The organism is Microbacterium sp. oral taxon 186 str. F0373, assembly GCF_000411455.1.
Taxonomy (GTDB): Bacteria; Actinomycetota; Actinomycetes; order Actinomycetales; family Microbacteriaceae; genus Microbacterium.
Map to the genome: position 1 here is coordinate 601431 of NZ_KE150457.1, position 25749 is coordinate 627179.

The following is a 25749-nucleotide window of genomic DNA, read 5'->3' on the forward strand; positions in this document are numbered from 1 at the left end:
AGCCTACGTCGGGGCTGCGACCTCAACGATCAGCGATCACGCGGGCGTCTGATCGCCGTCGATCTCGTCGGCGCCGGGCACAGACGCGGCCTCGGCGCCGTCGGCCGCCGCCGCCTCGGTGCGCAGCAGTTCCTTGACCTCGGACATGAAGCTCGTCAACTGCTGCTGCTGCCAGCGCAGCGCCCGCGTGCGGTCTTCAGCGTCGCGCAGCACGCTCTGCGAATGCCCGGTGACGGTGTCGATGATCTTCTGGGCCTTGACGCTCGCGCGATCGAGGATCTCGCGCGAGCGCAACCGCGCGTCGGCCTCGTGCTGCTGAGCCTGCGCGCGCATGAGCTTGTCGAAGTCGTCGGCCTTCGCCGTGATGCGCTGCGCGTGCTCCAGCGACGCGGCGACCTGCTCGTTGGCGTCCTGCGTGATGCGCTCGGCGTGCGCGACGGCCTGGTTGTGCAGCATCAAGAACTCCTGCTGGGCGTCATCCTGCCGGCGGCTCAGTGCCTCCTCGAACTCCAGGGCGCGCAGGCGCTGCTCGCGCACGGCGTCCTCCGCCTCCGCACGGAGCTGCTCCGTCTCACGCGAGACGAGCGAGCGCAGCGCTGCAGCCCCTTTCTCGGCTTCGGTGCGGATCGCAGCGGCCTCCTGCTCGGCCTGCGCGACCTTCTCGGCGGCGTGCGCCGCCTCGCGCTCGAGCTGGGCGGTGTGTGCCGTCAGCTCGGTGTCGATCGTCAGTCTCGCCTGTGCGGCATCCGTCGCCGCCTGGGCACGGAGGGTCTCGATGTCGGCCTGAGCCCCCGCCCGCTGCGCGGCGATCTCCTCGCGCGCAGCCTGCAGAAGACGCTCGGCCTGGACACTCGCGTTCTTGATGATCACGGATGCCTGATCCTCCGCGACCCGCAGCACGTCCTCGAACCGCTCGCGCTCGCGGGAGGACTCCGCGGCAGAGCTCACGAACTCCGCCGACAGGGTCTGCACCTTGTCCTCCGCATTGTCGGCCCGCGCGGACTGCACCGCGAGTTCACCCTCCAGCTGCGCGACGCGCGCCTCCAGTCGCGTGAGCTCATCAGCGCGGTCCTGTGCCTCCTGCTGCGCCGTCTCGAGCCGACGCGCGAGCGCGTCGGCGTCGGCGCGACGGGCATCGCCGTCGGCCGTCAAGGCGGCGAGGGCGGCATCCACGGCGGCGCGATCGTAGCCGCGGAAGACGGTCGGGAACGTGGCGGCCTCCCCGTCGGATCGGGAATCCTGCGACCCCGACATGAGGTCATCGAAGGCGGTGTGGTCGGACTCGTAGCGGTCAGTCATGGCAGCACTCCGAAGCGGCGCCTGCCACGGTGGGCACGGCGGCATGTCACCGACTCGGGCGCGCCGGCACGCGAATGATATCGGAGAAACCGATCGTCACCGTGTCGTCGTCAGCGACGCCCGAGCAGCAGATCGGCGAGGTTGGGCCGGAAGTGGCGGGCGACGTAGGTGACGGCTTCGTCGACGCCGAACGCCCGGGTCGAGTTGCCGACCCGCACCCACAGCTCGGTGCCGCCGCCCTGGGCGACGAAGACGGGCTCGGGTGCTCGCGGGCAGCGCACGGCGCAGACCGTGGCGCCGTCGATCTCGGCGAAGCGGATGCGCGGCATGGCGGCCGCGTTCTTTCCGAGGCTCGTCGCCAGCATGTCGCGCAGCCAGAGCTCGAAACGGTCGGCGTCGGGGGTGCGCAGGGTCGCGAAGTCGCGGTCCAGCCCGTGGACGCGACCCGCGTCGTCGACGCCGATGAGCAGTGTTCCGCCGGAGCTGTTGAGAAAGGCGGCGACGGTTTTGGCGACCACCTGCTCCATGCGGGCGTCCTTCTTGTCGTCACGGACGTTCCAGCGCGCGGTCTCCTTGAACTCGACGCGGTCGCTCTCGCCCCTCTCCAGGAGCGCCGCGACGTCGATGGCGCCGTCACGTCGCAGCAGTGCGGCGATGCCCGCGACGAGGAACGACAGCCCGAGGCTGCTGCCGACCGCCAGCAGCAGCGCCGTCGGCATCCACAGTCTCAGCCCGACGAAGAACCAGCCCGCCAGGAAGAGCCCGAGGCTCACTCCCAGCAGCGACACGATCGTCATGACCGACAGCGGCAGGGACAGCCGAGCGCCGAAGAGGCGACGCAGCACCCACGCGATCATGAAGGACAGCAGCAGCGCGAGCGGCAGCGCGCCGGCGACCTCGACGAGCATCTCACTGCGGGGCACGGTGATCACCTGAAGACGAGGGACAAGGGACGACGGGCGATCAGCGCAGCGCGCCGACGCTGGCCAGAGCCAGCCGGATGAGCGTCGAGCGCCCGCCCTCCATTTCGGCAGCCAGCGCCTCCGACGATGCCTCTTCGGGGGTCATCCAGGTCACCTCCAGAGCATCCTGGCGCGGCTCGCATGTGCCGGTGACCGGGATGACGAACGCCAGCGACACCGCGTGCTGACGATCGTCGTGGAAGGCGCTGACTCCGGGCAGCGGGAAGTACTCGGCCACCGTGAACGGCACCGGCTGCGGCGGAAGCTGCGGGAACGCCATGGGACCCAGGTCGTTCTCGAGGTGCCGGAAGAGGGCATCACGGACCGTCTCGCCGTAGCGGACCCGTCCCGAGACGATCGACCGGGTGATCTCGCCCAGCGGCGTCGCCCGCAGCAGCACGCCCACCTGGGTCACCGCGCCGACGCCGTCGGTGCGCACCGGCACCGCCTCGACGTAGAGGATCGGCAGCCGTCGACGCGCCTCGGCGAGCTCGACGTCACTCAGCCAGCCGGGGTTGCCGGCGCTTCCCGGCGTCGGCGAGCCGAACGATCCGTCGCCGAGGGGGTGCCCGGGCCGTCCCCCGCCGCTGCCGAATCCGCGCAGCGGGTCACGGGGGTTCCCGTCGTCGTCGCGTTCGTTCGGATCGGGGTCGGGGGTGCGAACGGCCATGCCTCCATGTATACCGGTACCGCCGCCGGTGGCGCGCCCGTGCCGTCGGCCGGGCGGCGACGCGAGTGTCGGCGCCTCCTGCGAGGATGGTGGTCATGAGCGCGATCGCGATCGACGACGAGGCCGTCCTCTGGTCGGAAAGCCCCGAGACGCGGGCGGGCAGACCCCTCCTGCTGCTGCTGCACGGGTACGGCTCGGATGAGCGTGATCTTTTCGGGCTCGCTCCCTTCCTCCCGGACGCGTTCGTGCTGGCCGCGGTTCGTGCGCCGCTGGCACCGCCCTTTCCCGCCCCCGGCTGGTCGTGGTATCCCATCGAGGGTCTCGACGGCCGCTCGAGCGGAGCGGTGACGGCCGCCGCCGACGCCCTGATCGCATGGATCGATCGGGCGACGGATGCCGAGACGATCGGCATCCTCGGCTTCTCTCAGGGCGCCGCGGTCGCTCTGCAGGCTCTGCGCCTGCAGCCCGATCGTTTCGCCTTCGTCGTGAACCTCGCCGGCTACGCAGACCCGTCACCCCTTCCGGGCGACGAGGTGCTCGCCGAACGTCGCCCCCCGGTCTTCTGGGGCCGCGGCGCGCGCGACGAGGTGATTCCCCCCGCTGCGGTCGCCCACACGGTGCAGTGGCTGCCCGCGCACGCGGAGCTGAGCGGCCGGGTCTACGCCGGGCTCACCCACAGCGTGTCGCAGGAGGAGCTCGACGACGTCCACGTCTTCCTCGACAAGCAGCTCGCCGCCGCGGGCTGACCCGGCTGTGGCCTTCCGCGTGGGGGTGGGTTAGGCTGTCGGCGTTCTTGTCCCGACCGTGAGGAAGACCGTTGAAGGGTTTCGACGCCGCGCTGTGATCCCGCGCTGAGCCGTCGACCCTCCGTCCCTCCTCGGACACCGGGTTCTTCGACGCGTCGGCGCATCTTTATCCGCGCCGGCCGTCGATCCCTCCCGTCGTCCGGGAATGGTGTCGTGCGCGCCTGCGCTCCGACACTGATCTCGTCAGTGTCATCGACACCGACAGGAGGCATCCATGCCCCACGCTTCTCCCGCGGTCGTGCTCGACCGCGTCACCTTCACCTGGCCCGACGGCACCGTCGCTCTCGACGACGTCTCCGGGGCCTTCGCCGATGTGCGCACCGGACTCATCGGACGCAACGGCGCCGGCAAGTCCACGCTGCTCGGCCTCATCGCGGGAGCCCTGATCCCGGCATCCGGCACGGTCGTGCGCAGCGGCACCGTCGATGTGATGCCCCAGCGGCTCACCGCCGACACCCGCGTCGCGGCACTCCTGGGCGTCGATGCGGCGCTGGATGCCGTGCGGGCCATCGCGTCCGGCGACGTCGATCAGCGCCACTTCGACGCGGTCGGCGACGACTGGGACATCGAGGCACGCGCCACGGCTGCGCTCGCCGAAGCGGGCCTTCCCGAGGACGCTCTCGACCGACGGGTGGGCGCCCTCTCCGGTGGCGAGGCCGTCCTCGCCGCCCTCGTCGGCGTGAGACTGCGCGGAGCCCCGATCGCGCTTCTGGACGAGCCGACCAACAACCTCGACCGTGACGCGCGGGCGCGCGTGCACGATCTGGTGCGCAGCTGGCGCGGCACGCTCATCGTCGTGAGCCACGACACGGCGCTGCTGGAGCTGATGGACGAGACCGCCGAGCTGTACGCGAGTTCGCTGTCGACGTTCGGCGGCGCGTACTCGGCGTGGCGCGCCGCTCACGAGGAACAGCAGGCGGCAGCCCGCCAGGCCGAGGCGGCGGCGCGACAACAGGTGCGGCGCGAGAAGCGCGACCGCATCCACCAGGAACAGGTGCTGGCCACACGCGCTGCGATCGGCCGTAAGTCGGCCGCTGATCGGCGCGCACCGAAGATCGTCCTCGGCGAGAAGAAGCGTGCCGCCCAGGCGTCGGCGGGGCGGCTACGCGTCGAGGCGCACGACAAGGAGGCGGAGGCGCGCGCGGTGCTCGACGCCACCGAACGGCGCGTCCGCGACGACGAGCCGGTGCACATCGAGCTGCCCGACCCCGATGTCGCGGCCGGTCGACGGATCGCGACGATCGGCGACGGCGAGCGCTCGTGGACGGTCCAGGGCCCGGAGCGGGTCGCGCTGATCGGTCCGAACGGCGCGGGCAAGACGACCCTCCTGGAGCGGCTGGTCGCGGGTGGCGCGGGGACTCCTGCGGGCGGCTTGGCGGTCGACGGCGTGCACAACTCCGCCTCCACCGACACCGACGCGGGCACACCTGGCTCTGATGGCCCGCTCAGGCGGAGTTGCGCAGACGCGACAGCCCACACCGACCGCATCGGATACCTGTCGCAGCGCATCGACCTCCTCGACGAGCAGGCGACCCCCCTGGAGAACCTGCGCCGCGCCGCACCCGGGGTCGGCGACGTCGAGCTGCGCAACCGACTCGCGCGCTTTCTGCTCCGCGGCGACACGGTGCTGCGGCCCGTGTCGGCGCTGTCGGGCGGCGAGCGCTTCCGCCTCGCGCTGGCGTCTCTGGTGATGGCCGACCCGCCGCCGCAGCTGCTGGTGCTCGACGAGCCGACGAACAACCTCGATCTCGACACGGTCGACCAGCTCGTCGCGGCGCTGGCCGCGTTCCGCGGCGCCGTCGTGCTCGTCAGCCACGACGACGGCTTCCTCGAGCGGATCCGTCCCCACCTCGTGCTGGAGCTGCGTGAGGGGGTGCTGACCGAGATGCGGTTCGAGTGAGCGCGGATGCCGCGGGTCGTGGCATCCGGTCGGGGTCGACCGGCGCGAGCGCCGCGGCACGGGTCGGCTCATCCGTTCCGTATTCAGTCCGCGCGAACGCGACGGCGGCGCGCGGACCCGGGTTCTCCAGACTCCGGCGCGGGTCCGGGGGCGCAGAGACTGAGGACGGAACAGGGCGAGCGTGGGACGGCGCGGCGCGCGCCGCAGCCGCGGCGTCCGGGGGCGCCCGGGTGCGCCCGTGTACGCCCGTGTCCGCCCGGCGCAAGCATCCGCCCGAGTGTCGGCGGTCCGCGGGATGATGGAGCGATGGCCGATGTGCTGGAGCGGTTCGGTCCTGCGACCCAGGACTGGTTCCGTGGCGCCTTCGCCCAGCCGACGAGCGCTCAGGCGGGGGCATGGGAGGCGATCTCCGCGGGCAAGCACGCCCTCGTGGTCGCCCCCACCGGCTCGGGCAAGACCCTGTCGGCGTTCCTGTGGGCGATCGACCGCGTCTTCCGCGAGAAGGCCCCGGCCGCAGCGGCGGACGATGCCGATGCGCGCAAGAAGAGGGCGGCGAAGAAGAAGACGGATGCCGCGGGCACCCGCATCCTCTACATCTCTCCGCTCAAGGCTCTCGGCGTCGATGTCGAGCGGAACCTCCGTTCGCCGCTGGTGGGAATCGGACAGGCCGCGCGACGCCTCGGCATCCCCCTTCCCGAGGTCACCGTCGGCGTGCGCTCCGGCGATACGCCGGCCGCCGATCGCCGCAAGCTCATCGCCGACCCGCCCGACATCCTCATCACGACGCCCGAGTCGCTCTACCTGATGCTCACGTCGCAAGCGGCCGAGACCCTGCGCGACGTCCACACCGTCATCGTCGACGAGGTGCACGCCGTCGCCGCCACCAAGCGGGGGGCGCACCTGGCGGTCAGCCTGGAACGGCTCGACGCCCTGCGCCGCGGCGACGATCCCGATCGCCCTGCCGCACAGCGCGTCGGGTTGTCGGCGACGGTCCGGCCGATCGACGAGGTCGCGCGCTTTCTCGGCGGCTCCGCGCCGGTCGAGATCGTCGCCCCGCGTGCGACGAAGGCGTTCGATCTGCGCGTCGTCGTGCCGATGGCCGACATGCTCAACCCGCCCCCGCCACCCGAGCGGGCCGACCCCGAAACGAGCGCGGAGACGGACGCCGAGGGCGACGGGGACTGGTTCACTCCGTCACAGCCGTCCGAGATCACCGGATCGGTCTGGCCGCACGTGGAGGAGGCCATCGTCGACCGCGTGCTCGCACACCGCTCGACGATCGTGTTCGCCAACTCGCGACGTCTCGCCGAGCGTCTCACGGGCCGCCTCAACGAGATCTACGCCGAACGGCTCAGTCTCGACCTTCCCGAGCAGACCGTTCCCGCCGCCACGATGGCCCAGGCAGGAGCGAGTGCCGGCGCCCCACCGGAGCTGGCAAAGGCCCACCACGGGTCGGTGTCGAAGGAGCAGCGTGCCCAGGTCGAAGACGAGCTGAAGCGCGGCATCCTGCGCTGCGTCGTCGCGACGAGCTCGCTGGAGCTCGGCATCGACATGGGCGAAGTCGATCTGGTCATCCAGGTCGAGGCGCCGCCGTCCGCCGCCTCGGGCCTCCAGCGCGTCGGACGCGCGGGCCATCAGGTGGGCGAAGTGAGCCGCGCCGCCCTCTTCCCCAAGCATCGCGGCGACGTGCTGCACACCGCCGTCGTGACGGAGCGGATGCTCGCGGGCCAGATCGAGGCGATCAGCGTGCCGCAGAATCCGCTCGACATCCTCGCGCAGCAGACGATCGCCGCGTGCGCGGTGGGGCCGGTCGACGTCGAGGGATGGTTCGAGACGGTGCGGCGCTCGGCTCCGTTTCGCACGCTGCCCCGCTCGGCCTACGAGGCCACGCTCGACCTGCTCGCGGGCAAGTATCCCTCCGACGAGTTCGCCGAGCTGCGCCCCCGCGTCGTCTGGGACCGCGATCACGGCACGCTCACGGCACGCCCCGGTGCGCAGCGCGTGGCGGTCACGAGCGGCGGCACGATCCCCGATCGTGGCCTGTTCGGCGTCTTCGTCGCCGGCGAGACGCGCAACGCCCGCGTGGGCGAGCTCGATGAGGAGATGGTCTACGAGTCGCGCGTGAACGATGTGTTCACCCTGGGCACCACGAGCTGGCGCATCGTCGAGATCACCCACGATCGCGTCAACGTCCTGCCCGCGTTCGGCCAGCCGGGAAAGCTCCCGTTCTGGCACGGCGACGGGCTCGGCCGCCCCGCCGAGCTGGGCGAGGCCCTCGGCCGGTTCTCGCGCGAGGTGGCGGCGGCGGATGCCGAGAAAGCGACCGCGCGCCTGCGCGAATCGGGGCTCGACGACAATGCGATCGGCAACCTGCTGGCCTACCTCGACGAGCAGAAAGAGGCGACCGGCAGCCTTCCGACCGACCGCACCCTCACGGTCGAACGCTCGCGCGACGAGGTCGGCGACTGGCGGATCATCCTGCATTCCCCGTACGGCATGCACGTGCACGCGCCGTGGGCCTTGGCCGTCAACGCGCGCATCCGCGAGCGCCTGGGTGTCGAAGGCTCGGCCGTCGCGAGCGACGACGGCATCATCGCGCGGGTGCCGGATGCCGAGAGCGAACCGCCCGGAGCGGAACTGTTCGTCTTCGAACCGGACGAGCTCGAACAACTCGTGACCGACGAGGTCGGCGGCTCGGCCCTGTTCGCCTCCCGCTTCCGCGAGTGCGCGGCACGCGCCCTACTGCTGCCCCGCCTCAACCCCAACAAGCGCTCGCCGCTGTGGCAGCAGCGTCAGAAGTCCGCCCAGCTGCTGGAGGTGGCGAAGAACCACCCCACGTTCCCCATCATCCTCGAGACGCTCCGCGAGGTGCTCCAGGATGTCTACGACCTCCCTGCGCTGCTGCGCATCGCCCGCTCCATCGGCGACCGCCGCATCCGTCTGGTCGAGACCACCACGAGCACCCCCTCGCCGTTCGCCCGCGACCTGCTGTTCGGCTACGTCGGCGCCTTCATGTACGAGGGCGACTCGCCCCTCGCCGAGCGGCGCGCGGCGGCGCTGTCGGTCGACCCCGCCCTGCTGGGCGAGTTGCTCGGCAAGGTCGAGATGCGCGAGCTGCTCGACCCCGCCGTCATCGCGCAGTTCGAACGCGAGGCCCAGCGGCTCGACCCGTCGCGGCGCGTCCGCGGGCTGGAGGGCGTCGCCGATCTGCTGCGCCTTCTCGGACCGCTCGACGCCGCCGAGGTCGCGGCGCGACTGGCAGAGACGGCCACGCCGACGCAGGATGCGTCTGCCGGCGCCGCACACACCGCCACCGCGACCGCAGCAGCACCTCCCCCGTCGGATGCCGAGGCCGTCGCGGCCGCACAGGAAGCCGCATCCGCCTTCCTCGACCAGCTCGTCGCCGCGCGCCGCGCGATCCGCGTGAGTGTCGGCGGCGTGGAGCGAGTCGCGGCCATCGAGGACGCCGGCCGGCTCCGCGACGCTCTGGGAGCCGCGCTGCCCGTCGGCATCCCGCTGGCCTTCCTCGAACCCGTCGTCGACCCGCTCGCCGACCTGATCGCGCGCCACGCGCGCACGCACGGCCCGTTCCGCACGGCCGATGTCGCCCGCCGGCTGGGCATCGGCGCCGCCGTGGCCCGCCAGACGCTGCAACGCCTGGAGTCGCAGGGGCGCGTGGCGAGCGGCTTCTTCCTGCCCGAGGGGGCGGCCCCGCGATCGGTTCCCAGCGACGAGGGCGGCGCCCGCACCGGCGTCGATGACCTGGAATGGTGCGACAGCGAGGTGCTGCGACGTCTGCGCCTGCGCTCCCTCGCCGCGATCCGCGGCACCGTCGAACCGGTGGCGCCGGCCTCCTACGCGCGCTTCCTCCCGGCGTGGCAGCACATCGCCGGGGCGGCCGGCGGACGTCCGCTCGAAGGCGTCGACGGTGTGCTCGCCGTCATCGAGCAGCTCGCGGGCGTGCCCCTTCCGGCAAGCGCCTGGGAGTCGCTGATCCTGCCCCTGCGGGTGAGCGACTACACCCCGGCGATGCTCGACGAGCTCACCTCGACCGGCGACGTCGTCTGGTCTGGCCACGGCTCGCTGCCGGGCCGCGACGGTTGGATCGCCCTCCACCCGGCCGACACCGTGACCCTCACCCTCATCCCGGCCGAAGACCCGGAGGAGCCCTCCGCGGCGGAGCAGCGCATCATCGACGCGCTCCACACCGGTGGCGCGTTCTTCGCCGGTCAGCTGGCGGCGATGACGCAGGCGACGAGCGAACAGGCCGTCGTCGACACGCTCTGGAACCTCGCCTGGACCGGACGGGTGACCAACGACACGTTCGCGCCCGTCCGCGGGCTCCTCGCCGGGGGCTCGCAAGCCCATCGCACGACACGACGCGCGCCCCGCGCGCGGATGTTCCGCGGCACCTCCATCCCGACGACCCTGACGGCCGCGCGGCCCGCCGCACCGCGCGCGCCGATGGCCGGGGGACGCTGGTCGCTGCTGCCCGAGCCGTCCGCCGATGGCGCACTGCGCGCGACGGCCTCGGCGAGCCTTCTCCTGGAGCGCTACGGCGTCGTCACGCGCGGCAGTGTGCAGGCCGAGGGCGTCCCGGGCGGGTTCCCGCAGGCGTACCGTGTGCTCGCCGGGTTCGAGGATGCCGGGCACTGTCGCCGCGGCTACTTCATCGAGAAGCTCGGGGCCGCACAGTTCGCGGCATCCGCCACGGTCGACCGCCTCCGCGAGTACGCCGCTCTGGCCGACCCGCCACCGCGTCGTGCCGTGACACTCGCGGCCACCGATCCGGCCAACCCGTACGGCGCCGCGCTCGCCTGGCCGGCGCTCGAGGGCGTCGCGCATCGTCCGGGCCGCAAAGCCGGCGGACTCGTCACGCTCGTCGACGGTGAGCTGGTGTTCTACCTCGAACGCGGCGGCCGATCGGCGCTCGTGTTCGACGACGACGACGAGGTGCTGGCCGCCGCGGCCGCGAGCCTCGTCACGACGGCGCGCACCCATCGCCTCGACACGCTCACGGTCGAACAGGTGTCCGGAGCCTTCGTCTACGGCACGGCGGCGGGGCGCGCCCTGCAGGCCGCAGGGTTCGTCGAGTCCAGCCGCGGCCTCACCCTGCGGCGTCAGCGATGAGCCGCCTCACCGCGTGCCCGCCGGGAGCCGGTCGTGCCCGAGGGTGACACCGTCTTCCGCACGGCGCGGCATCTGCACGACGCGCTCGCCGGCGCCGAGGTCGCACGCTTCGAGCTGCGCGTGCCGCGGTATGCGACGGCCGACCTCACCGGCGAGATCGTGCACGAGGTCATCCCGCGCGGGAAACACCTCCTCATGCGCATCGGGTCCTTCACGCTGCACTCGCACCTGAAGATGGAGGGGCGCTGGCTGGTGTTCCGCCGCGGCGAGCGGTGGCGCGCCCCGGCGTACCAGGCGCGCGCGATCGTCGGCACCGCGGCGGTGGATGCCGTGGGCTTCGAGATCGCGATGGTCGACCTCGTTCCCACCGCCGACGAAAACGAGCTGGTCGGCCACCTCGGCCCCGACCTGCTCGGCCCGGACTGGGATGCCGAGGAGGCCGCGCGGCGCATCCTCGCCGATGACCGGGCCGTCCACGTCGCGATCCTCGATCAGCGCAACCTCGCGGGCCTGGGCAACGAGTATGCCAACGAGCTGCTGTTCGTCCGCGGCATCCTTCCGACCACGCCCGCCGCCGCCGTCGATGCGGCCGGTCTCGTCGAGACGGCCTCGCGCATGATCCGGGCGAACCGCGACCGCGCGTCACGCACGTTCACCGGCGACACGCGTCCCGGTCGGCAGAACTGGGTGTACCGCCGCGAGCGCAAGCCGTGTCTGCGCTGCGGCACGCCGATCCGCCACACCGAGCTCGGCGCCACCGAGACCAGCGAGCGCATCGTGTTCTGGTGCCCGCGCTGCCAGACCTGACCGCGCCCTCCCGCCCCGCCACGACGGCGGAGCCGCCGCAACAGATGCGGACCGTCGCAACAGAATCGGATGCAGCGGCATCCTTCGGTCCGCATCCGTTGCCGATCCCCGCATCCGGTGCGGGCCGGGCCGCCGCGCCCGCAGCGCCGCGTCTCAGCGGCCGAGGTAGCGGCCGGGGCGGTGGTTGAGGGCGAGGACGAGGTTGAGGAGGATCGCGCCGACGGCGCTCATCACCACGTTCGGCCAGGGCACCACCAGCAGCGCCAGCGCGACGATCAGCACATCGAAGATCATCATCGTCCAGCCCGCGCGGAAGCCGGTGCGGTCCTGGATCTCGAGGCCGACGATGTTGATGCCGCCGACACTGCCGCGGTGCCGGAAGAGGATGAGCACCCCGACACCGGCGAGCAGGTTCCCCGCGAGAGTGCCGTACAGCGGCTCGAGACCGCTGATCGGGAAGAGCGCGTCGTGCAGCGGGGCGAGCCCGGAGACCAGCGCGATGCACACGATCGTGCGGATCGTGAAGTCCCACCCGCGCCGCCATACGGCCAGCAGCGCGAACGGCACGTTGACGGCGGCGAACAGCACCCAGAACGGCCATCCGGTGGCGTACCCCAGCAGCAGCGAGAGCCCGGCGGTGCCGCCGGTGACCGCGCCCGCCGCATGCAGCAGGTGCAGGCCCACGGACACGAGGAACGTTCCTGTGAGGATGCCGAGAATGTCCTCCGCAACCGAGTGATCTTGGGTCTTGGCTTCGAAGACAAGAGTGGGACCGGTCGTCGGGTCGGCCTCCGCAGGTGTGGTCACAGCATCCATCTTCGCAAGCCACACGCGACCCGGCGTCACGGGACCGGCCGTGGGAATGATCCGGCGGTCACCACCGTTGCGGATACCAGGAGGGATTCGTGGGTAAGAACTACATCGACATCGAAGACGAGCGCGGGCAGACGCTGCGTTATCGCAAGCACGTCAACGGCCGCGGTCTGATCGCCAACGGCGCGAAGGTGCACGCCTCGGCCCTGGTCGAAGCGGGCGCGTATGTCGAGCCGGGCGCGCAGATCGCTGCGGGCGCTCACATCGGCCGCGGCGCATGGATCGAACCGGATGCCGTCATCGGCCCGGACGTCGAGATCGCCCCGCACGCGCACATCGGATCGGGCGCTGCGATCGGCCCTCGCGCCAAGATCGGCGTTCGTACCGTGGTCGGCGCGCACGCACGCGTGGCGGGCGGATCGCTCATCGGCGACGACGAGCAGATCGCCGACGGCGAGCGCGTCGCGACCGACCGTCGGGGCCTTCGCCTCGCCGCCTGAGCCGCGGCGCCGGCGGCGGGATACGCTGGCCTGCATGGCCGGACGCGGAGCAGGAGGAGCAGGCGGGCGTGGCGGCAAGCCCGCACGCCCCTCGGCATCCTCTCGCCGTGCTCCTCAGAAGAGCGGGACGAAGAAGGGCGCTGCCCGCACGGGCGCGACGCCCAAGCGCGCGAGCCCGAAGCCGGAAACATCGGCGGTGGCCGACGCTGCGCGCGGCCCGTTCCGCCTCGGCGCTGTCGAGGGCGCCACTCCCGGCAAGTGGATCGGCACCTGGCGTGAGCGGATGCCGCACGTGGCCCTCGAGCTCGTGCCGCTGACCGTCGCCGACCAACAGCAGGCGCTGGCGACGGCATCCGTCGACGCAGCACTCGTGCGACTGCCGGTAGACCGCACCGACCTGCACCTGATCCCCCTCTACGACGAGGTGCCCGTCGTCGTCTGCGCGGCCGACTCCCATCTCACGGCCGCCGACGAGCTGACCGTCGCCGACCTGGTCGGAGAGGTGATCATCGCGCCGCAGCATCCTCCCCTGGAGCTCGAGGTGGCGGGCGGCGAGATGCCCCGCTTCGCCTCGCCGGAATCCGTCGCCGACGCGATCGCGATCGCGGCGTCGGGTGTCGGGGTCGTGATCGTCCCGATGTCGTTGGCGCGCCTGCACCACCGGAAGGATGCCGCGCATCGCCCGCTCGCCGACGGGCCCACCTCGAGCATCGCCCTGGCGTGGCCGGCGGCCCCGGCGACGGCATCCGACGCCGCGTCCGGTGCGTTCGTGGAGACCTTCATCGGCATCGTGCGGGGGCGAACCGCCAACTCGTCGCGGTGAGCGGCGTCACACACCTGCCCCGTCGGAGCATGCCCGCCTAGACTCTCGACATGTCTCCGCTCGTCTACGTGTGCGCACGGCCGCAGCAGGGCGCGGCAGCCGCTGAGTACGAATCGTTCCGCCAGGCGATGCGCCTGGACGAGAACGAGCTGGAACGCTGGGACCTCGTGCGCGATCCGTGGCCCACCGACGCCGCCCGGCGCTGGCGGGGTGCGGTCGTGGGCGGCAGCCCCTTCAACGTGACCGATCCCGAGTCGGCCAAGACCGACGCACAGCGACGCCTGGAGGGCGATCTCGCCCAGCTGGCGCACGCCGCGGCATCCGGCGAGACCGCCGCACTGTTCACGTGCTACGGCATCGGCGTCGCGACACGCGCGCTGGGCGGGGAGGTGACCCGGGCGTACCCGGAGGACACCGGACCGACCACGGTCACACTGACCGCGGACGCCCAGCAGGATCGCCTCTTCGGGGGTCTCGCGTCGACGTTCGCGGCACTGACGGCGCACAAGGAAGGCATCGGGCGCCTCCCCGAGGGCGCCGTGCTGCTGGCGACCAACGACGCCTGCCCCGTGCAGGCCTATCGCCTCGGCGACACGCTCTACGCGACCCAGTTCCACCCCGAACCCACCGGCCGGGCGTTCACCGAGCGCATGGCCGTCTACCGCGACGACGGCTACTTCGCAGCGAACGACTTCGATCGCATCGCCGCGCGGGTGCTCGCCGCGTCTCTCACCGAGCCGATGCGGATCCTCCGCGCCTTCTCGCAGACCTTCTGAGCGGGCGGGTCCGCGCGGCGTCGTTCAGTCGCCGATCGACCCGGCCACCACCCGACGCCGCAGCGTCGCGACCACGGCGGAGATCAGGATGACCGCCGCGACGATGACGGCGGCCGTGGCGACGGCGGGCGCGTGCGGTTCACCGCTGGTGCGCGCGACACCGATCCACACGAGTCCCCACGACATCGCGAGAGCGGGAGCGATACGCCCGCCGGTGCCGAACGCGATCGCGATGCCCACGAGTGCGACCACCACGAGCACGATGACCCCCCAGAGCTGCTGACTGTCGGCATCCATCGGCGAGACGATCTCGGCGGACAGCCACGCCGTGATGTTCGCGACGGTGGCCAGGCTCACCCATCCGAGGTGGATGCCGACGGTCGCGTCCATGAACAGTCGATCGCTCCACGTCTCGGCCGGCGTCTGGACGAGCACACGCAAGGTGGCGCCGAGCGCCGCCAGAAGCACGACGATCGCAAGGACCGTCAGCGCCAGCGTGAGGACCTGCGCCGTCAAGAGCCAGGCGCCGTTCAGCACGGCGGTGACGGCGATCCACCAGCCGGCGCGGCGCTGACGCTCCCGCGCGCGCTGGCGCGGCAGCGCCTGCCAGATCGTGTACGCGATCATCAGCACGTAGACGAGCGACCAGATCGAGAAGGCCGGTGTCGCCGGCGCGAGCACGGTGGCATCGGCATCCAGCGCCCCGCCCTGCAGCTCGCGCACATTGGTGCCGCCGAACAGGCCCGTCCCCACCATCGCCGCGATGATCATGAAGACCACGGTGGAGATGACCACGATCTGGCGGGCGAGGTCGGTTCCGGTCGGACGGGAGTCATCCATGCGACCCACGGTATGAACGGATGCCGCCGCGCACCAGACCCTTGACACGCGCCCCACCGGCGCGCGCCCCGGCGCTCGGGCCCCCCGGGTGTTCTGGCGCCCACCGAATCGGTGGCGCACACCGCGGCCTCACCCCGCAAACACCGCAGAACGCGCCACACTTTCCGCACCCGCCGAAAACAGGTGGCGCGACCAGCGGCCTCACCCCCGCGGATGCCGCAGAACGCGCCACCGATTCAGCTCGCCGCCGCGGTGCCCACGCACCCGAGGGGGCGCTCAGCCCGCGGGCGTGTACACGGCGTGACCGCGGGTCGGCACCGGGCCGTCGCCGCCACGCGCACCGACGACGGCGGCGGAGTCGGCCGAGAGCACGAGGGGCCCGGCATCCACGAGATGCTCGTGCACCGTCGTCGTCGCGAGCCACACCTCGCGACCCGCGAGGTCGACGGTCCAGGGTTCGGGAGACAGATTGACGTACACCGTGGCGGTGTCGCGGTGCAGCGCCCACCGCGCCTCACCCGCCGCCTCGGCGCCGTGCCCTCGCTGGTCGGGGTCGGTCAGCTCCGCATGATCCCGCCGCAGTCGCGCGAGTGCCCGGTACAGCGACAGCAGGCGCGCGTGGGCGGGTTCGTCGAGTTCGGACCAGTCCAGCTTCGACCGCTCGAACGTCGCCGGGTCGTTGGGGTCGGGCACGAGCGACTCGTCCCACCCCATCCGCGCGAACTCGGCCTTGCGTCCCTCGCGGGTCGCGGCGGCGAGCTCGGGTTCGGGGTGCGAGGTGAAGAACTGCCAGGGCGTGGAGGCCCCCCACTCCTCGCCCATGAACAGCATCGGAGTGCCGGGCGCCGTCATCGTCAGCACCGCCGCGACCTCCAGGCGTGCCGGCGTCAGCGACTGGCTGAGCCGGTCACCGGCCGCGCGGTTGCCGATCTGGTCGTGGTCCTGCGCGAACGTGACGAGGCGCCACGACGGTACCGCCGCAGGTAGGGGCGCGCCCCAGTCGCGACCCCGGAAGGACGAGAACGTGCCGTCGTGGTAGAAGCCGCCCGTCCAGGTCTTGGGCAGTGCCTGCGGATCGGCGAAGTCGGCGTAGTACCCGTCGGTCTCCCGGGTGAGGGCGACGTGCACGGCGTGGTGCCAGTCGTCCGCCCACTGCGCGGTCAGCCCGTACCCGCCGGCCTCGCGCGGCAGGATCATGATCGGATCGTTCAGATCGCTCTCCGCGATGAGGCTCAGCGGACGGCCGACGTGCGCCGACAGCGCGTCGACCCGCTCGGCGATCTCCTGCAGGATGTGCACCGGGCTCGATGCGGACTCGTGCAGCGCGTGCACGGCGTCGAGCCGCAGGCCGTCGACGTGCATCTCGCCGAGCCACATCAGCGCATTGTCGATGATGTAGTCGCGCACCGCGCGCTGGTCGAGGTCGATGCTCGAGCCCCACGTGGTGCTCTGCCCGTCGCGCAGGTACGGCCCGAACTCGGGCAGGTAGTTTCCCGAGGGGCCGAGGTGGTTGTAGACGACGTCCTGCACGACCGCCAGTCCCGCCCCGTGAGCTGCGTCGACGAAGCGTCGGTAGGCCTCCGGGCCGCCGTAGTCCTCCTGCACGGTGTACCAGAGCACGCCGTCGTAGCCCCAGTTGTGGGTGCCGTTGAAGCCGTTGACCGGCAGCAGCTCGACGTGTGTGACACCCAGCTCGACCAGGTGGGGCAGGCGGCAGATCGCGGCATCCAATGTGCCCTCGCGGGTGAACGTGCCGACGTGCAGCTCGTAGATCAGCCCCCCGGCGAGCTGCCGTCCGGTCCAGGCGGCATCGCTCCATACGAAGGATGCCGCGTCGTCCCACGCCGACAGATCGTGCACCCCGCGCGGCTGGCGGCGGGAGCGCGGGTCGGGGCGCACGTCGCCGTCGTCGAGCACGAATCCGTACTCCTCGCCCGGGTCGGGCGTCGCGAGAGTCGTCCACCAGCCGGCATCCCGCGGCGTCATCTCGATGTCCGGAGCGCCGTCCGGGAGACCGGCCAGACGCAGTCGTACCCGCGCCGCACGCGGCGCCCACACCTCGATCGTCATGCGACCATCCTGCCCGTCACGGACGGGTGTCACGCACCCCTTGACGCGGAACGGCCTACGACGTGCCGTCGGAGTTGTCGTCGTCGTCTTCGTCGGGTGCCGGGCGGCGTCCGAGGAAGAAGAAGACGACGGCGAGCACGCCGAACGGCAGCGCCACCGTCCAGTTGTGCATCGTCAGCCCCATCGAGACGGCGATCGCGAAGAACGCGATGGCCACCCCGAGATAGCTCTGCTGCTGCCCGCTCGGCTCGGCCATGACTCGACGCTAGCGAAGACCTCCTGCCGCGGCATCCCCCGTACCACGAATCGACGCGCTCGCATCCTGCCGCGAACTCCGCAGAATGTGACGTACTCCGCACCGGATGCCGCGTCTGCGTGCGGAGTTCGTCAGGATCTGCGGAGTTCGTGGGGGCGGTCGCCGCGGGCGGCCACGAGCCTCAGTCCTCCCAGCGCGAGGGACCGCCGGATGCCGCGAACTCCGCGGCCGCCGCGGCGCGCAACTGCGGGTCGGCCGTGTAGGCGACCGCCGTGGCGGCGAGGGCCGCCGCGGCATCCACCAGGGCGTCGACGGCCGCGGGGAGCACGGTGAGCTCGGCGAAGGCCGCGTTGTGCGGGAACACGTCGTCGGGTCCGCCGAGTCCCAGCGACGGGTGGATCGACGGGACGAGCCGGCTGACGTTTCCCATGTCGGTCGACGGTCCGCCCTGCGGCGGCTCGCCCGGCGGCGGGACCTCGTGCCCGCGTGCGGCGAAGGCATCCACCCAGCGCGAGGTCAGCGCAGTGTTCGTCTGCAGCGGCAGGTACGGCGGGACCGGGTCGACGTCGATCTCGGCGCGGGTGCCGGTGGTGAGCGCCGCGCCCTCGAGTACCGCGACGACGCGATCGGTGAGCTCACGCAGCTGCCCGACGTCGGCGGATCGCACGTAGAAAAGAGCCGACGCCCGCTCGGGGACGATGTTCGGCGCGGCGCCTCCGTCGGTGATGATGCCGTGCAGGCGGTCGCTCGGCAGGATGTGCTGACGCAGCTGGGCCACGCTCTGGTAGGCGGTGACGACCGCGTCGAGGGCGTTGCGTCCGAGCCACGGCGCTCCCGCCGCGTGCGCCGCACGCCCGTGGAATGTCACCGCCACGCGGCGCACACCCGTCGTGCGCTGTCCGAGCACGGAGCTCGTGCCCGATCCGCTCGAGGGGTGCACCATGCCGGCGGCATCCACGTCGTCGAAACCGCCGGCGCGGATGATGAGCTCCTTGCCGCCGCCGTTCTCCTCCGCAGGGGTGCCGATCAGCGACAGACGTCCACCGAGGTCGGCGACCACCGGCGCGGCCGCGAGGAACGCCCCCACCGCGACCGCCGCGATGACGTTGTGCCCGCAGGCGTGACCGATGCCCGGCAGGGCGTCGTACTCCGCGATGATCGCGAAGTGCGAGCCGGATGCCGCGGCATCCGCGCCCGCCGTCGCCCGCAGGGCGGTGTCGAGGCCGAACGCGCCCACCTCGGCGTCCACACCGTGCGCGGCGAGCAGCGCCGCGATGCGCGCGACGGACGCATGCTCCTCGAAGCCGATCTCGGGCTGGTCGTACAGCTCGCGCGCGAGCCGCGCGAGCTCGGGACGCAGGCGCTCGACGGCGGCCGCGAGGCCCGCGTCAACCGCGGCCGGCGACGGCGCCGCCTCGGCGCTCACAGCTCGACGAGCTCGCCGTCGGCGCGGCGCAGCGTGATCCGGAACCCCGGCTCCTCGCCCGTCACGACCTCCGCGACGCCGTCGCCCAGGCCGAACGCGGCGAGGATCTCCTGCAGCGGCGCCGGGTCGGGCTCGGTGCGCACGAGCGAGACGAGCTCGATGGTGGGGATGTCGCTGAGCCCCGGCTGCGCCGTGGTGCCCCAGTCGATGAGGAACGGCACGTCGAGGCGACGGTTCTCGCCGCGGGTGAGCCGCCACTCCAGCAGCGTTCCGTCGGGCGTGCGGCGCGAGAGGTCGCTGACATCGCCGGGGTCGTAGCCGCCGGCGCGCGCCGTGGCGACGGTGGCCTCGATGTCGGCCGGGTGCACCGCGTAGGCCTGCACACTCGGCCCGGTGAGGGTCGAGATGCCGAAGGTCTCCGGCAGTTCCGGCTCGGAACGCGCGGGGTTCGGGCCGATCAGCTCGATGTACTGCGGGCCGCGACGGCCGTCGACGGTGAGCGCGACGAGCGCGTTGGCGGTGCCGGTCGGGTGGGCGCCGCCGGGTGCGGCGACGACGCCGGTGCGCTCGGCGAACCACTCGACCAAGGCGGCCAGGTCGGGGCCGGCGATGACGACGTGGTCCAGAAGGGTGGGAATGCTCATGGTGTCCTCGTTCTCGGTTTATCGGGCGGACGGGCGGCGGGCGGGCACTTCGGGCTCGCCGAGCGACAGCATGAGCCGGTTCGCCCAGTTGAAGAAAGCCGCGCCGCCGATGACGTCGACGATCTCGGCGTCATCCAGACCGGCCGCACGCAGCCGTGCGATGGCGGCGTCGCCGAACGCGAGCGGGGTGTCGGCGAGCGCCACGGATGCCGCGACCACCGCGTTCCACGTCTCGTCGCCGAGGTCGGCCTCCACACCCTCGTCGAGAAGGCGCTGCACGTCGGCCTGCCGGCCCGACTCGCGCGTGGCGGAGGCCGCATGCACCGACGCGCAGAAGACGCAGCCGTTGTGGCGCGAGGTCGCCGCGGCGGCGAGCTCGCGTTCGGCGCGGCCGATGCCGCCCGACACGTTGTAGAAGATGTCGAGGTCGGTGAGGGTGCGGGCGCGCAGCGCCTCGGGGTCGCGGGCGAGCAGCCGGAAGTACGGCATCTTCGCGCGCGCGGGCTCGATGAGCGCGTCGCGCTGCGCGTCGGTCAGCTCGTCCTCGGCCACGGGAAGAAGCCACGGCACCCAGCCGAGGCCTTCCTGCGTGAACGCGTCGGGTCGAGCCAGCTCGGCGTAGGTGGTGACGACGTCGGTCATGTCAGGCTCCTTCGGAGACGGTGGCGGACGCGGCGGAGGTCGCGAGCGGCGCGGATGCCGCGGCCAGCACGCGCAGCCCCCAGGCGACCCGCAGTTGGAAGCTCAGGAAGGCGACGAGCTGCGACAGCGACACGATGTCGTCGGGGCTCCACCCGGCATCCACGAGCGCCTGCAGCGCCTCGGCGCGCGCCTCGCGCGGACGGAAGACGAGCAGGTGCGTGTGCGCCAACGCGGCGGACAGCCGCGGGCCCAGCGCTGCGGCTGTCTCGGCATCCGCAGCCCAGCGCACGCCGTCGGTCGACTCGTCCTGCAGGTTCGGCTCGCGGTACGCGCCGAACGGACCGGTCGCGGCGGCGGCGGTCGCGGCATCCGCGACGACGGCGGTCAGCGTCGGCGCCTCGTCGCCGAGAAGGTCGCCGTAGAACGCCGTCGCCTGGGCGAAACCGTGCAGCTGCGAGACGAACGAGGCGACGGCGTAACGCTCCGCCAGCGCGAACGTGCCGGGCGCGGCCGGCTCGAGCAGCGCCTCGAAGCTGCGCTGCGCGTTCTCGCGGGCCCGGGCACGCTGGTCGCGCACGGCGGCGAGCGGGTCGTTCGCGGCGATGCCGGCGAGCAGGTCGATGATGTCGGTGGTGGGGGTGCTCATGCGAGTCCCTCCGAGGGGGCGGCGAGGGCGAGCGGGCGGTGGGCGTGGTGGAGCGCGGCGGCGGCATCCGCTCCGACGGCGAAGCCGAGGCGGGGGGCGACCTCGCCGGCCAGCAGCTCGAGGGAGCGGAGGGTCAGCTCATGGGTGGCTGCGATCGAGTGCACCTGGAACGAGACGTCGCTGGCGGCCGGCAGCGTCCGGTCGGCCGACAGCGATGCGACGACCTCGTCGACCGTGCCCACGTGGGTGTCGGTGATCCGGACGAGCTCGTCGAGCGCGACCCCGTCGGTGTCGATGCCGAACATCGTACGGGCGAGGTGGCGGAGGCCGTCACCGGCCAGTTCGAGAGCGCGCGTGCGATCCTCGGGGTCGACGACGAGCGCGGTTCGCGACGCGAGCACGCGGACCGGCGCCCCCTCGGGCAGGGCGGCGCGGTAGGCCTCGATGATCGGCAGCTGCAGCTCGTGCAGGGGGGCACCGGGAGCTTCCGGCGTACGGGGCTGGGTGCGCGAGAGCAGCAGACCGTCGCCGCGCTCGCCGGCGCGGCGGCCCCCGTCGACCGAGAACGTCGCCTGCCAGATACGCGCCGACAGGTCGCCCGCGGCGGGATAGATGCGCGAATCGGTCCCTCGGATGCCGCGCCCCTCGAGCGCGGCGAGGAGCACGTCCAGGTGATCGGCGAAGATCTCGCGGCGGCGGTCGGACTCGCGTCCGAACGCCGCGAACGAGGAGGGCGTGCCGCCGGTGGCGAGACCCAGCTGCACACGTCCGCCGCTGAGCTGATCGAGCACGGTGGCGTCCTCGGCGACGCGCAGGGGGTCATCGAGCGGAAGCGTGACGACGCCGGTGGCCAGCGCGATGCGGCTCGTGCGTTCCGCCGCGGCGGCCAGCAGCACGAACGGCGACGGCAGTCCTCCCTCGTGCTCGCCGAAGTGGTGCTGCGCGAGCCACGCCGAAGCGAAACCGTGGCGCTCCGCGTGGGCGATCTGCTCGATCGCGAACCGGTAGCGATCGGCGGCGGAGGCCTCTTCGAGCACACGGCTGAAGAAGCCGAGACGGGGACCGCTCATGCGGATACCTCTTCCTTGCGGGGGACGACGGGGCCGGCGGAGGTGAAGGCCGCAGCCCTCGACGCGGAGTCTGTGCGCAGCGACGCGCCGGGGATCGCCGCGAGGAGCTCGCGCGTGTAGGCGTGCTGCGGATCGGCGAAGACCGCGGCGGCCGCGCCGTGCTCCACCTGACGGCCGCGGCGGAGCACCGAGACGGTGTCGGCGATCTGGCGGACGACGGCGAGATCGTGCGAGATGAACACGTAGGTCAGTCCGAGCTCGCTCTGCAGCCGCGCGAGCAGCCGCAGGATCTGCGCCTGGACCGTGACGTCGAGGGCCGAGACGGCCTCGTCGAGCACGACCAGCTCGGGCTCCACGATCAGCGCACGCGCGATGGCCACGCGCTGGCGCTGCCCGCCGGAGAGCTCCCGCGGATGCCGCGACGCGATCTCGGGCGCGAGGGCGACGAGCTCGAGGTGATGCGCCACCCGGTCGGCCCGCTCGCCGCGGGTGCCGATGCCGAAGTTGCGCAGGGGCTCGGCGAGGATGTCGGCGATGCTCTGGCGCGGATCGAGCGACGCGTACGGGTTCTGGTAGACGAGCTGGGTGGTGCGGTGGAACGCGCGGCGTGCCCGTCCGCCGGCGAGCGCGGTGACCTCGGTTCCGCCGACACGGATCGTGCCGCGCGTCGGGCTGTTGAAGCCCGCGATCGAGCGCCCTGTCGTCGTCTTGCCCGAGCCCGACTCCCCGACGAGGGCGTGCGTCGTGCCGCGGGCGACGGTGAACGACACGTCGTCGACGGCGACCAGGGGCGAGCGTCCCGCGCGGCGGAACTCCTGCGTGAGCCCGGAGACCTCGACGAGGGTGTCGGCGAGGGCGGCGGCATCCGGCGCCGTGCGCTCGACGACGCGGGCGAGCGAGGGGGCGTCGGCGAGGAGCGTACCGGTGTAGTCCGACGTCGGCGCCGCCAGAACCCCAGCCGTGGGCCCCGCTTCCTGCACGCGGCCGCCCTGCATCACGACCAGCGCGTCGGAGCGGTCTGCGGCGACGGCGAGGTCGTGCGTGATGAAGAGGATGCCGGTGCCGGTCTCGGCGCGCAGCTCGTCGAGAAGGTCCAGGACGGTCCGCTGCACCGTCACATCGAGCGCGCTCGTGGGCTCGTCGGCGATGATCAGCTCGGGCTGCAGCGCGAGCGCCGCCGCGATCAGCACCCGCTGGCGCATACCCCCGGACAGCTCGTGCGGATACTGACGTGCGCGAGCCTCGGGGTCGTCGATGCCGACGCGTTCGAGCAGGTCGATGACGCGCGCCTGGATCTTGGCGCGGTCCTTCCAGCCGTGGATGCGGAGGGCTTCGCCGACACTCCAGCCGATGGTGGCCACCGGGTTGAGCGAGTTGCCCGGGTCCTGCGGGATCAGCGCGATGCAGCGTCCGCGCAGATGCCGCCAGCGGCGCTCGCCGAGACCCACGAGCTCGGTCGGCCCGTCGGTGCGCTCGGACAGACGGATGCTGCCGCCGGAGACGCGGCCGTTGGCGGCGAGCAGGCCGATGACCGACTGGGCGACGGTCGTCTTGCCCGAACCGGACTCGCCCACCAGAGCCGTGACCGACCCCGCCTCGACGTCGAACGAGACCCCGCGGACGGCCTCGACGGCACCGCGACGCGTGCGGTACTGCACAGCGAGGTCGCGGATGGACAGCAGCGGCTGCGCGCTCATGCGGCATCCCCTCCTCGAAGGGCCTGGCTGAGGCGGTTGGTCGCCAGCACGACGAACACGACGATCAGGCCGGGCAGCACCGTGAGCCACCAGGCGGTGGCGACGTAGTTGCGTCCCTCGGCGATCAGCAGGCCCCACTCGGGCGTGGGCGGCGGCGCACCGTAGCCGAGGAAGCCGAGGGTCGAGATCTGCAGGATCGCCGAGCCGAACTGCAGCGCCGCCAGCGCGATCACCGGAGTGAGCGAGTTGGGCAGGATGTGGCGCCACAGCACGCCGAAGAACGTGCCGCCCGAGCCGTAGGCCGCCTCGACGAAGTCGGTGACCCGAACGCTCACGACGCGCGAGCGCGCCAGGCGCGCGAACACCGCGATCGAGGTGACCCCGACCGCGACGGCGGCGCTCGTGGTGCCGAAGCCCAACAGGATCACGACGCTCAGCGACAGCAGCAGTGCGGGGATCGCGAGGAGCACGTCGACGACACGCATGAGCACCTCGTCGATGACGCCGCCGAGCGCTCCGGCCGCGAGGCCGATGGCGGTGCCCACGACGAGGCCGACGAGCACGGCGACGAGCGCGCCGATGATCGACTGCGAGGCGCCGTAGACGACACGGGCGTAGAGATCGCGGCCGGTGGCGTCGGTGCCGAACCAGTGCTCGGCGCTGGGCGCCTGCAGCGCGGGCGCGACCGTCTCGGTGGGGTTCTGGGCCGTGAACAGGCCTGGGAAGAGCGCCCACAGCAGGGCGACGAGGATCACGAGCGCCGGCAGGACGAACCCGACGCGCGAGACGAGGCTCCGCCAGCGCAGGCGCCGGTCGGGAGCGGGCGCGCCGGGGCCCGGGCGGCCGGGTGCGGTGTCGCCGGCGAGTCCGGCGGTGGTGGCCAGGGCCGTCATCGGTTCCCTCCTCGGGAGGCGGCGGCCGCGGCGGGGGCGCCGACCTCGGCATCCACGAGCTCGTCGACGGCGCGGTCGGCGGCCTCTTCGCGCGGTGCCGCGACCGACCCGCGGGCACGGCCGGCGGTGCGCAGTCGCGCGTCGAGCACGGGATACAGCAGGTCGACGATCAGGTTGATGACGACGAAGGCGACCGTGGAGATCACGACGACGGCAAGCAGCACCGGGGTGTCGCGGTTGGCGACGGCCTGCGCCGTCAGCTGACCGATGCCGGCACGGGCGAAGACCGTCTCGGTCACGACCGCGCCGCCCACCAGCTCGCCGAAGAGCAGTCCCGCCATCGTGAGGGTCGGCAGCAGCGCGTTGCGGGCGACGTTTCGCCACAGCAGCCACGGTGTGCTCGCCCCGCGCGCACGCACGACGGCGACGAACGGCTGCTCGCGCACCTCGTCGATCGAACGCATCAGCACCTGGGAGAGGGGGGACGCGATCGGGATCGCCAGCGTGATCACCGGCAGGATCAGTGCCTGCACCGGGTTCGCCCCGATGACGGGCACGAGCCCGAGCCGGAACGAGAACACCTGGATCAGGATGATGCCGATCCAGAACACCGGCAGGGAGACGAACAGGGGCGGGATCCCGCGGAACACCCGGCGCAGCCCGCGACCCGCACCGTACGTCGCGGTGAAGGCGATCGTGACCGCGAGGAACACCGCCAATGCGAGACCGAGCACCGCCAGGGTCAGGGTGGGCGGCAACGCCGTCGCGATGAGGTCGGAGACGGCCGCGCCGCTGGCCACCGAATAGCCGAAGTCGCCCGTGAGGAAGCCCGCGATCGAGCGGACGTATTGCACGATGAGGGGCTGATCGGCACCCAGCGACTGGCGGATCGCCTCGATCTGCTCGGGGGTGAGCCCCAGCTCGGGGCTCCCGTACCGGGCGATGACGGCGTCACCGGGGAGCGCGGCCAGCAGCAGGTAGGCCGCCGTGTAGGCCAGAGCGAGGACGAGCACCGCCTGGCCCACACGACGAAGGACGTACGACATGGATTCTCCGTGAACCGGTCCGAGGGCCGGTCG

The 25749-nt window shown here is 72.4% G+C and carries 22 protein-coding genes; 7 read left to right on the top strand and 15 right to left on the bottom strand.

Annotated elements, in window-relative coordinates:
- Positions 1-36: 36 nt before the first annotated feature.
- From HMPREF1529_RS02785 to HMPREF1529_RS02795, 3 genes are all read right to left on the bottom strand, one after another.
- Complete coding sequence (locus tag HMPREF1529_RS02785; RefSeq protein WP_016463601.1) at positions 37-1299, bottom strand: DivIVA domain-containing protein; 1263 nt, start codon at positions 1297-1299, stop codon at positions 37-39.
- 110 nt (positions 1300-1409) lie between these two features.
- Entirely contained in the window at positions 1410-2222 is an 813-nt protein-coding gene (locus tag HMPREF1529_RS02790) for an AlbA family DNA-binding domain-containing protein (protein WP_232212034.1), read from the bottom strand.
- Between the two features lie 40 nt (positions 2223-2262).
- Entirely contained in the window at positions 2263-2931 is a 669-nt protein-coding gene (locus tag HMPREF1529_RS02795; RefSeq protein WP_005050573.1) for an NUDIX hydrolase family protein, read from the bottom strand.
- A gap of 95 nt (positions 2932-3026) precedes the next feature.
- Between HMPREF1529_RS02795 and HMPREF1529_RS02800 the strand changes: the two genes are divergently transcribed.
- The 4 genes from HMPREF1529_RS02800 (at position 3027) to HMPREF1529_RS02815 (ending at position 11574) form a co-directional block, all read left to right on the top strand.
- Positions 3027-3677 carry an alpha/beta hydrolase gene (locus tag HMPREF1529_RS02800; RefSeq protein WP_005050575.1) on the top strand — a complete coding sequence of 217 codons (651 nt, stop codon included), beginning with the start codon at positions 3027-3029 and terminating at the stop codon, positions 3675-3677.
- A 274-nt stretch (positions 3678-3951) separates the two neighbouring features.
- The gene (locus HMPREF1529_RS02805) at positions 3952-5637 is read left to right on the top strand and encodes an ABC-F family ATP-binding cassette domain-containing protein (RefSeq protein ID WP_016463602.1); all 1686 of its coding nucleotides are present in this window, start codon (positions 3952-3954) and stop codon (positions 5635-5637) included.
- 306 nt (positions 5638-5943) lie between these two features.
- The gene (locus HMPREF1529_RS02810) at positions 5944-10767 is read left to right on the top strand and encodes an Lhr family ATP-dependent helicase (RefSeq protein ID WP_016463603.1); all 4824 of its coding nucleotides are present in this window, start codon (positions 5944-5946) and stop codon (positions 10765-10767) included.
- 33 nt (positions 10768-10800) lie between these two features.
- On the top strand, positions 10801-11574 hold the full coding sequence (locus HMPREF1529_RS02815; RefSeq protein ID WP_005050579.1) for a DNA-formamidopyrimidine glycosylase family protein: 774 nt from the start codon (positions 10801-10803) through the stop codon (positions 11572-11574).
- Between the two features lie 153 nt (positions 11575-11727).
- Here HMPREF1529_RS02815 and HMPREF1529_RS02820 read toward each other — a convergent pair whose 3' ends face one another.
- The gene (locus HMPREF1529_RS02820) at positions 11728-12390 is read right to left on the bottom strand and encodes a YitT family protein (RefSeq protein ID WP_005050581.1); all 663 of its coding nucleotides are present in this window, start codon (positions 12388-12390) and stop codon (positions 11728-11730) included.
- 89 nt (positions 12391-12479) lie between these two features.
- On the opposite strand from HMPREF1529_RS02820, the gene HMPREF1529_RS02825 reads away from it, so the two are divergent.
- Genes HMPREF1529_RS02825 through HMPREF1529_RS02835 form a run of 3 tightly spaced genes read left to right on the top strand, consistent with a single transcriptional unit; the run spans position 12480 to position 14486 of the window.
- Entirely contained in the window at positions 12480-12887 is a 408-nt protein-coding gene (locus tag HMPREF1529_RS02825) for a UDP-3-O-(3-hydroxymyristoyl)glucosamine N-acyltransferase (protein ID WP_005050582.1), read from the top strand.
- A gap of 34 nt (positions 12888-12921) precedes the next feature.
- Positions 12922-13710, top strand: a complete 789-nt coding sequence (locus tag HMPREF1529_RS02830; RefSeq protein ID WP_232212035.1) for a LysR family substrate-binding domain-containing protein — start codon at positions 12922-12924, stop codon at positions 13708-13710.
- Positions 13711-13760: 50 nt separating this feature from the next.
- Complete coding sequence (locus HMPREF1529_RS02835; protein ID WP_016463605.1) at positions 13761-14486, top strand: glutamine amidotransferase-related protein; 726 nt, start codon at positions 13761-13763, stop codon at positions 14484-14486.
- Positions 14487-14510: 24 nt separating this feature from the next.
- Here HMPREF1529_RS02835 and HMPREF1529_RS02840 read toward each other — a convergent pair whose 3' ends face one another.
- The 11 genes from HMPREF1529_RS02840 to HMPREF1529_RS02890 form a co-directional block, all read right to left on the bottom strand.
- Complete coding sequence (locus HMPREF1529_RS02840) at positions 14511-15326, bottom strand: tryptophan-rich sensory protein (protein WP_016463606.1); 816 nt, start codon at positions 15324-15326, stop codon at positions 14511-14513.
- Between the two features lie 276 nt (positions 15327-15602).
- The gene (treZ, locus tag HMPREF1529_RS02845) at positions 15603-17396 is read right to left on the bottom strand and encodes a malto-oligosyltrehalose trehalohydrolase (RefSeq protein WP_005050587.1); all 1794 of its coding nucleotides are present in this window, start codon (positions 17394-17396) and stop codon (positions 15603-15605) included.
- 55 nt (positions 17397-17451) lie between these two features.
- A complete protein-coding gene (locus tag HMPREF1529_RS02850; protein ID WP_016463607.1) occupies positions 17452-17652 on the bottom strand; it encodes a hypothetical protein in 201 nt (66 codons plus the stop codon).
- A gap of 181 nt (positions 17653-17833) precedes the next feature.
- On the bottom strand, positions 17834-19078 hold the full coding sequence (locus HMPREF1529_RS02855; protein WP_016463608.1) for an amidohydrolase: 1245 nt from the start codon (positions 19076-19078) through the stop codon (positions 17834-17836).
- Entirely contained in the window at positions 19075-19722 is a 648-nt protein-coding gene (locus tag HMPREF1529_RS02860) for a VOC family protein (RefSeq protein ID WP_016463609.1), read from the bottom strand. Before HMPREF1529_RS02860 ends, HMPREF1529_RS02855 begins: the two co-directional genes overlap by 4 nt.
- Before the next feature lie 18 nt (positions 19723-19740).
- Positions 19741-20364, bottom strand: a complete 624-nt coding sequence (locus HMPREF1529_RS02865; RefSeq protein ID WP_005050592.1) for an alkylhydroperoxidase domain protein — start codon at positions 20362-20364, stop codon at positions 19741-19743.
- A 1-nt stretch (position 20365) separates the two neighbouring features.
- Positions 20366-21010: a CMD domain protein gene (locus HMPREF1529_RS02870; RefSeq protein ID WP_016463610.1), complete on the bottom strand. Its 645-nt coding sequence runs from the start codon at positions 21008-21010 to the stop codon at positions 20366-20368.
- Complete coding sequence (locus HMPREF1529_RS02875) at positions 21007-22080, bottom strand: putative FMN-dependent luciferase-like monooxygenase (RefSeq protein WP_016463611.1); 1074 nt, start codon at positions 22078-22080, stop codon at positions 21007-21009. The genes HMPREF1529_RS02870 and HMPREF1529_RS02875 overlap by 4 nt, the downstream gene beginning before the upstream one ends.
- Complete coding sequence (locus HMPREF1529_RS02880) at positions 22077-23777, bottom strand: dipeptide ABC transporter ATP-binding protein (RefSeq protein ID WP_016463612.1); 1701 nt, start codon at positions 23775-23777, stop codon at positions 22077-22079. The genes HMPREF1529_RS02875 and HMPREF1529_RS02880 overlap by 4 nt, the downstream gene beginning before the upstream one ends.
- A complete protein-coding gene (locus tag HMPREF1529_RS02885) occupies positions 23774-24670 on the bottom strand; it encodes an ABC transporter permease (RefSeq protein ID WP_016463613.1) in 897 nt (298 codons plus the stop codon). The genes HMPREF1529_RS02880 and HMPREF1529_RS02885 overlap by 4 nt, the downstream gene beginning before the upstream one ends.
- Positions 24667-25716 (bottom strand): ABC transporter permease, encoded by a 1050-nt coding sequence (locus HMPREF1529_RS02890; RefSeq protein WP_016463614.1) that lies wholly within the window; start codon positions 25714-25716, stop codon positions 24667-24669. Before HMPREF1529_RS02890 ends, HMPREF1529_RS02885 begins: the two co-directional genes overlap by 4 nt.
- Positions 25717-25749: the final 33 nt, after the last annotated feature.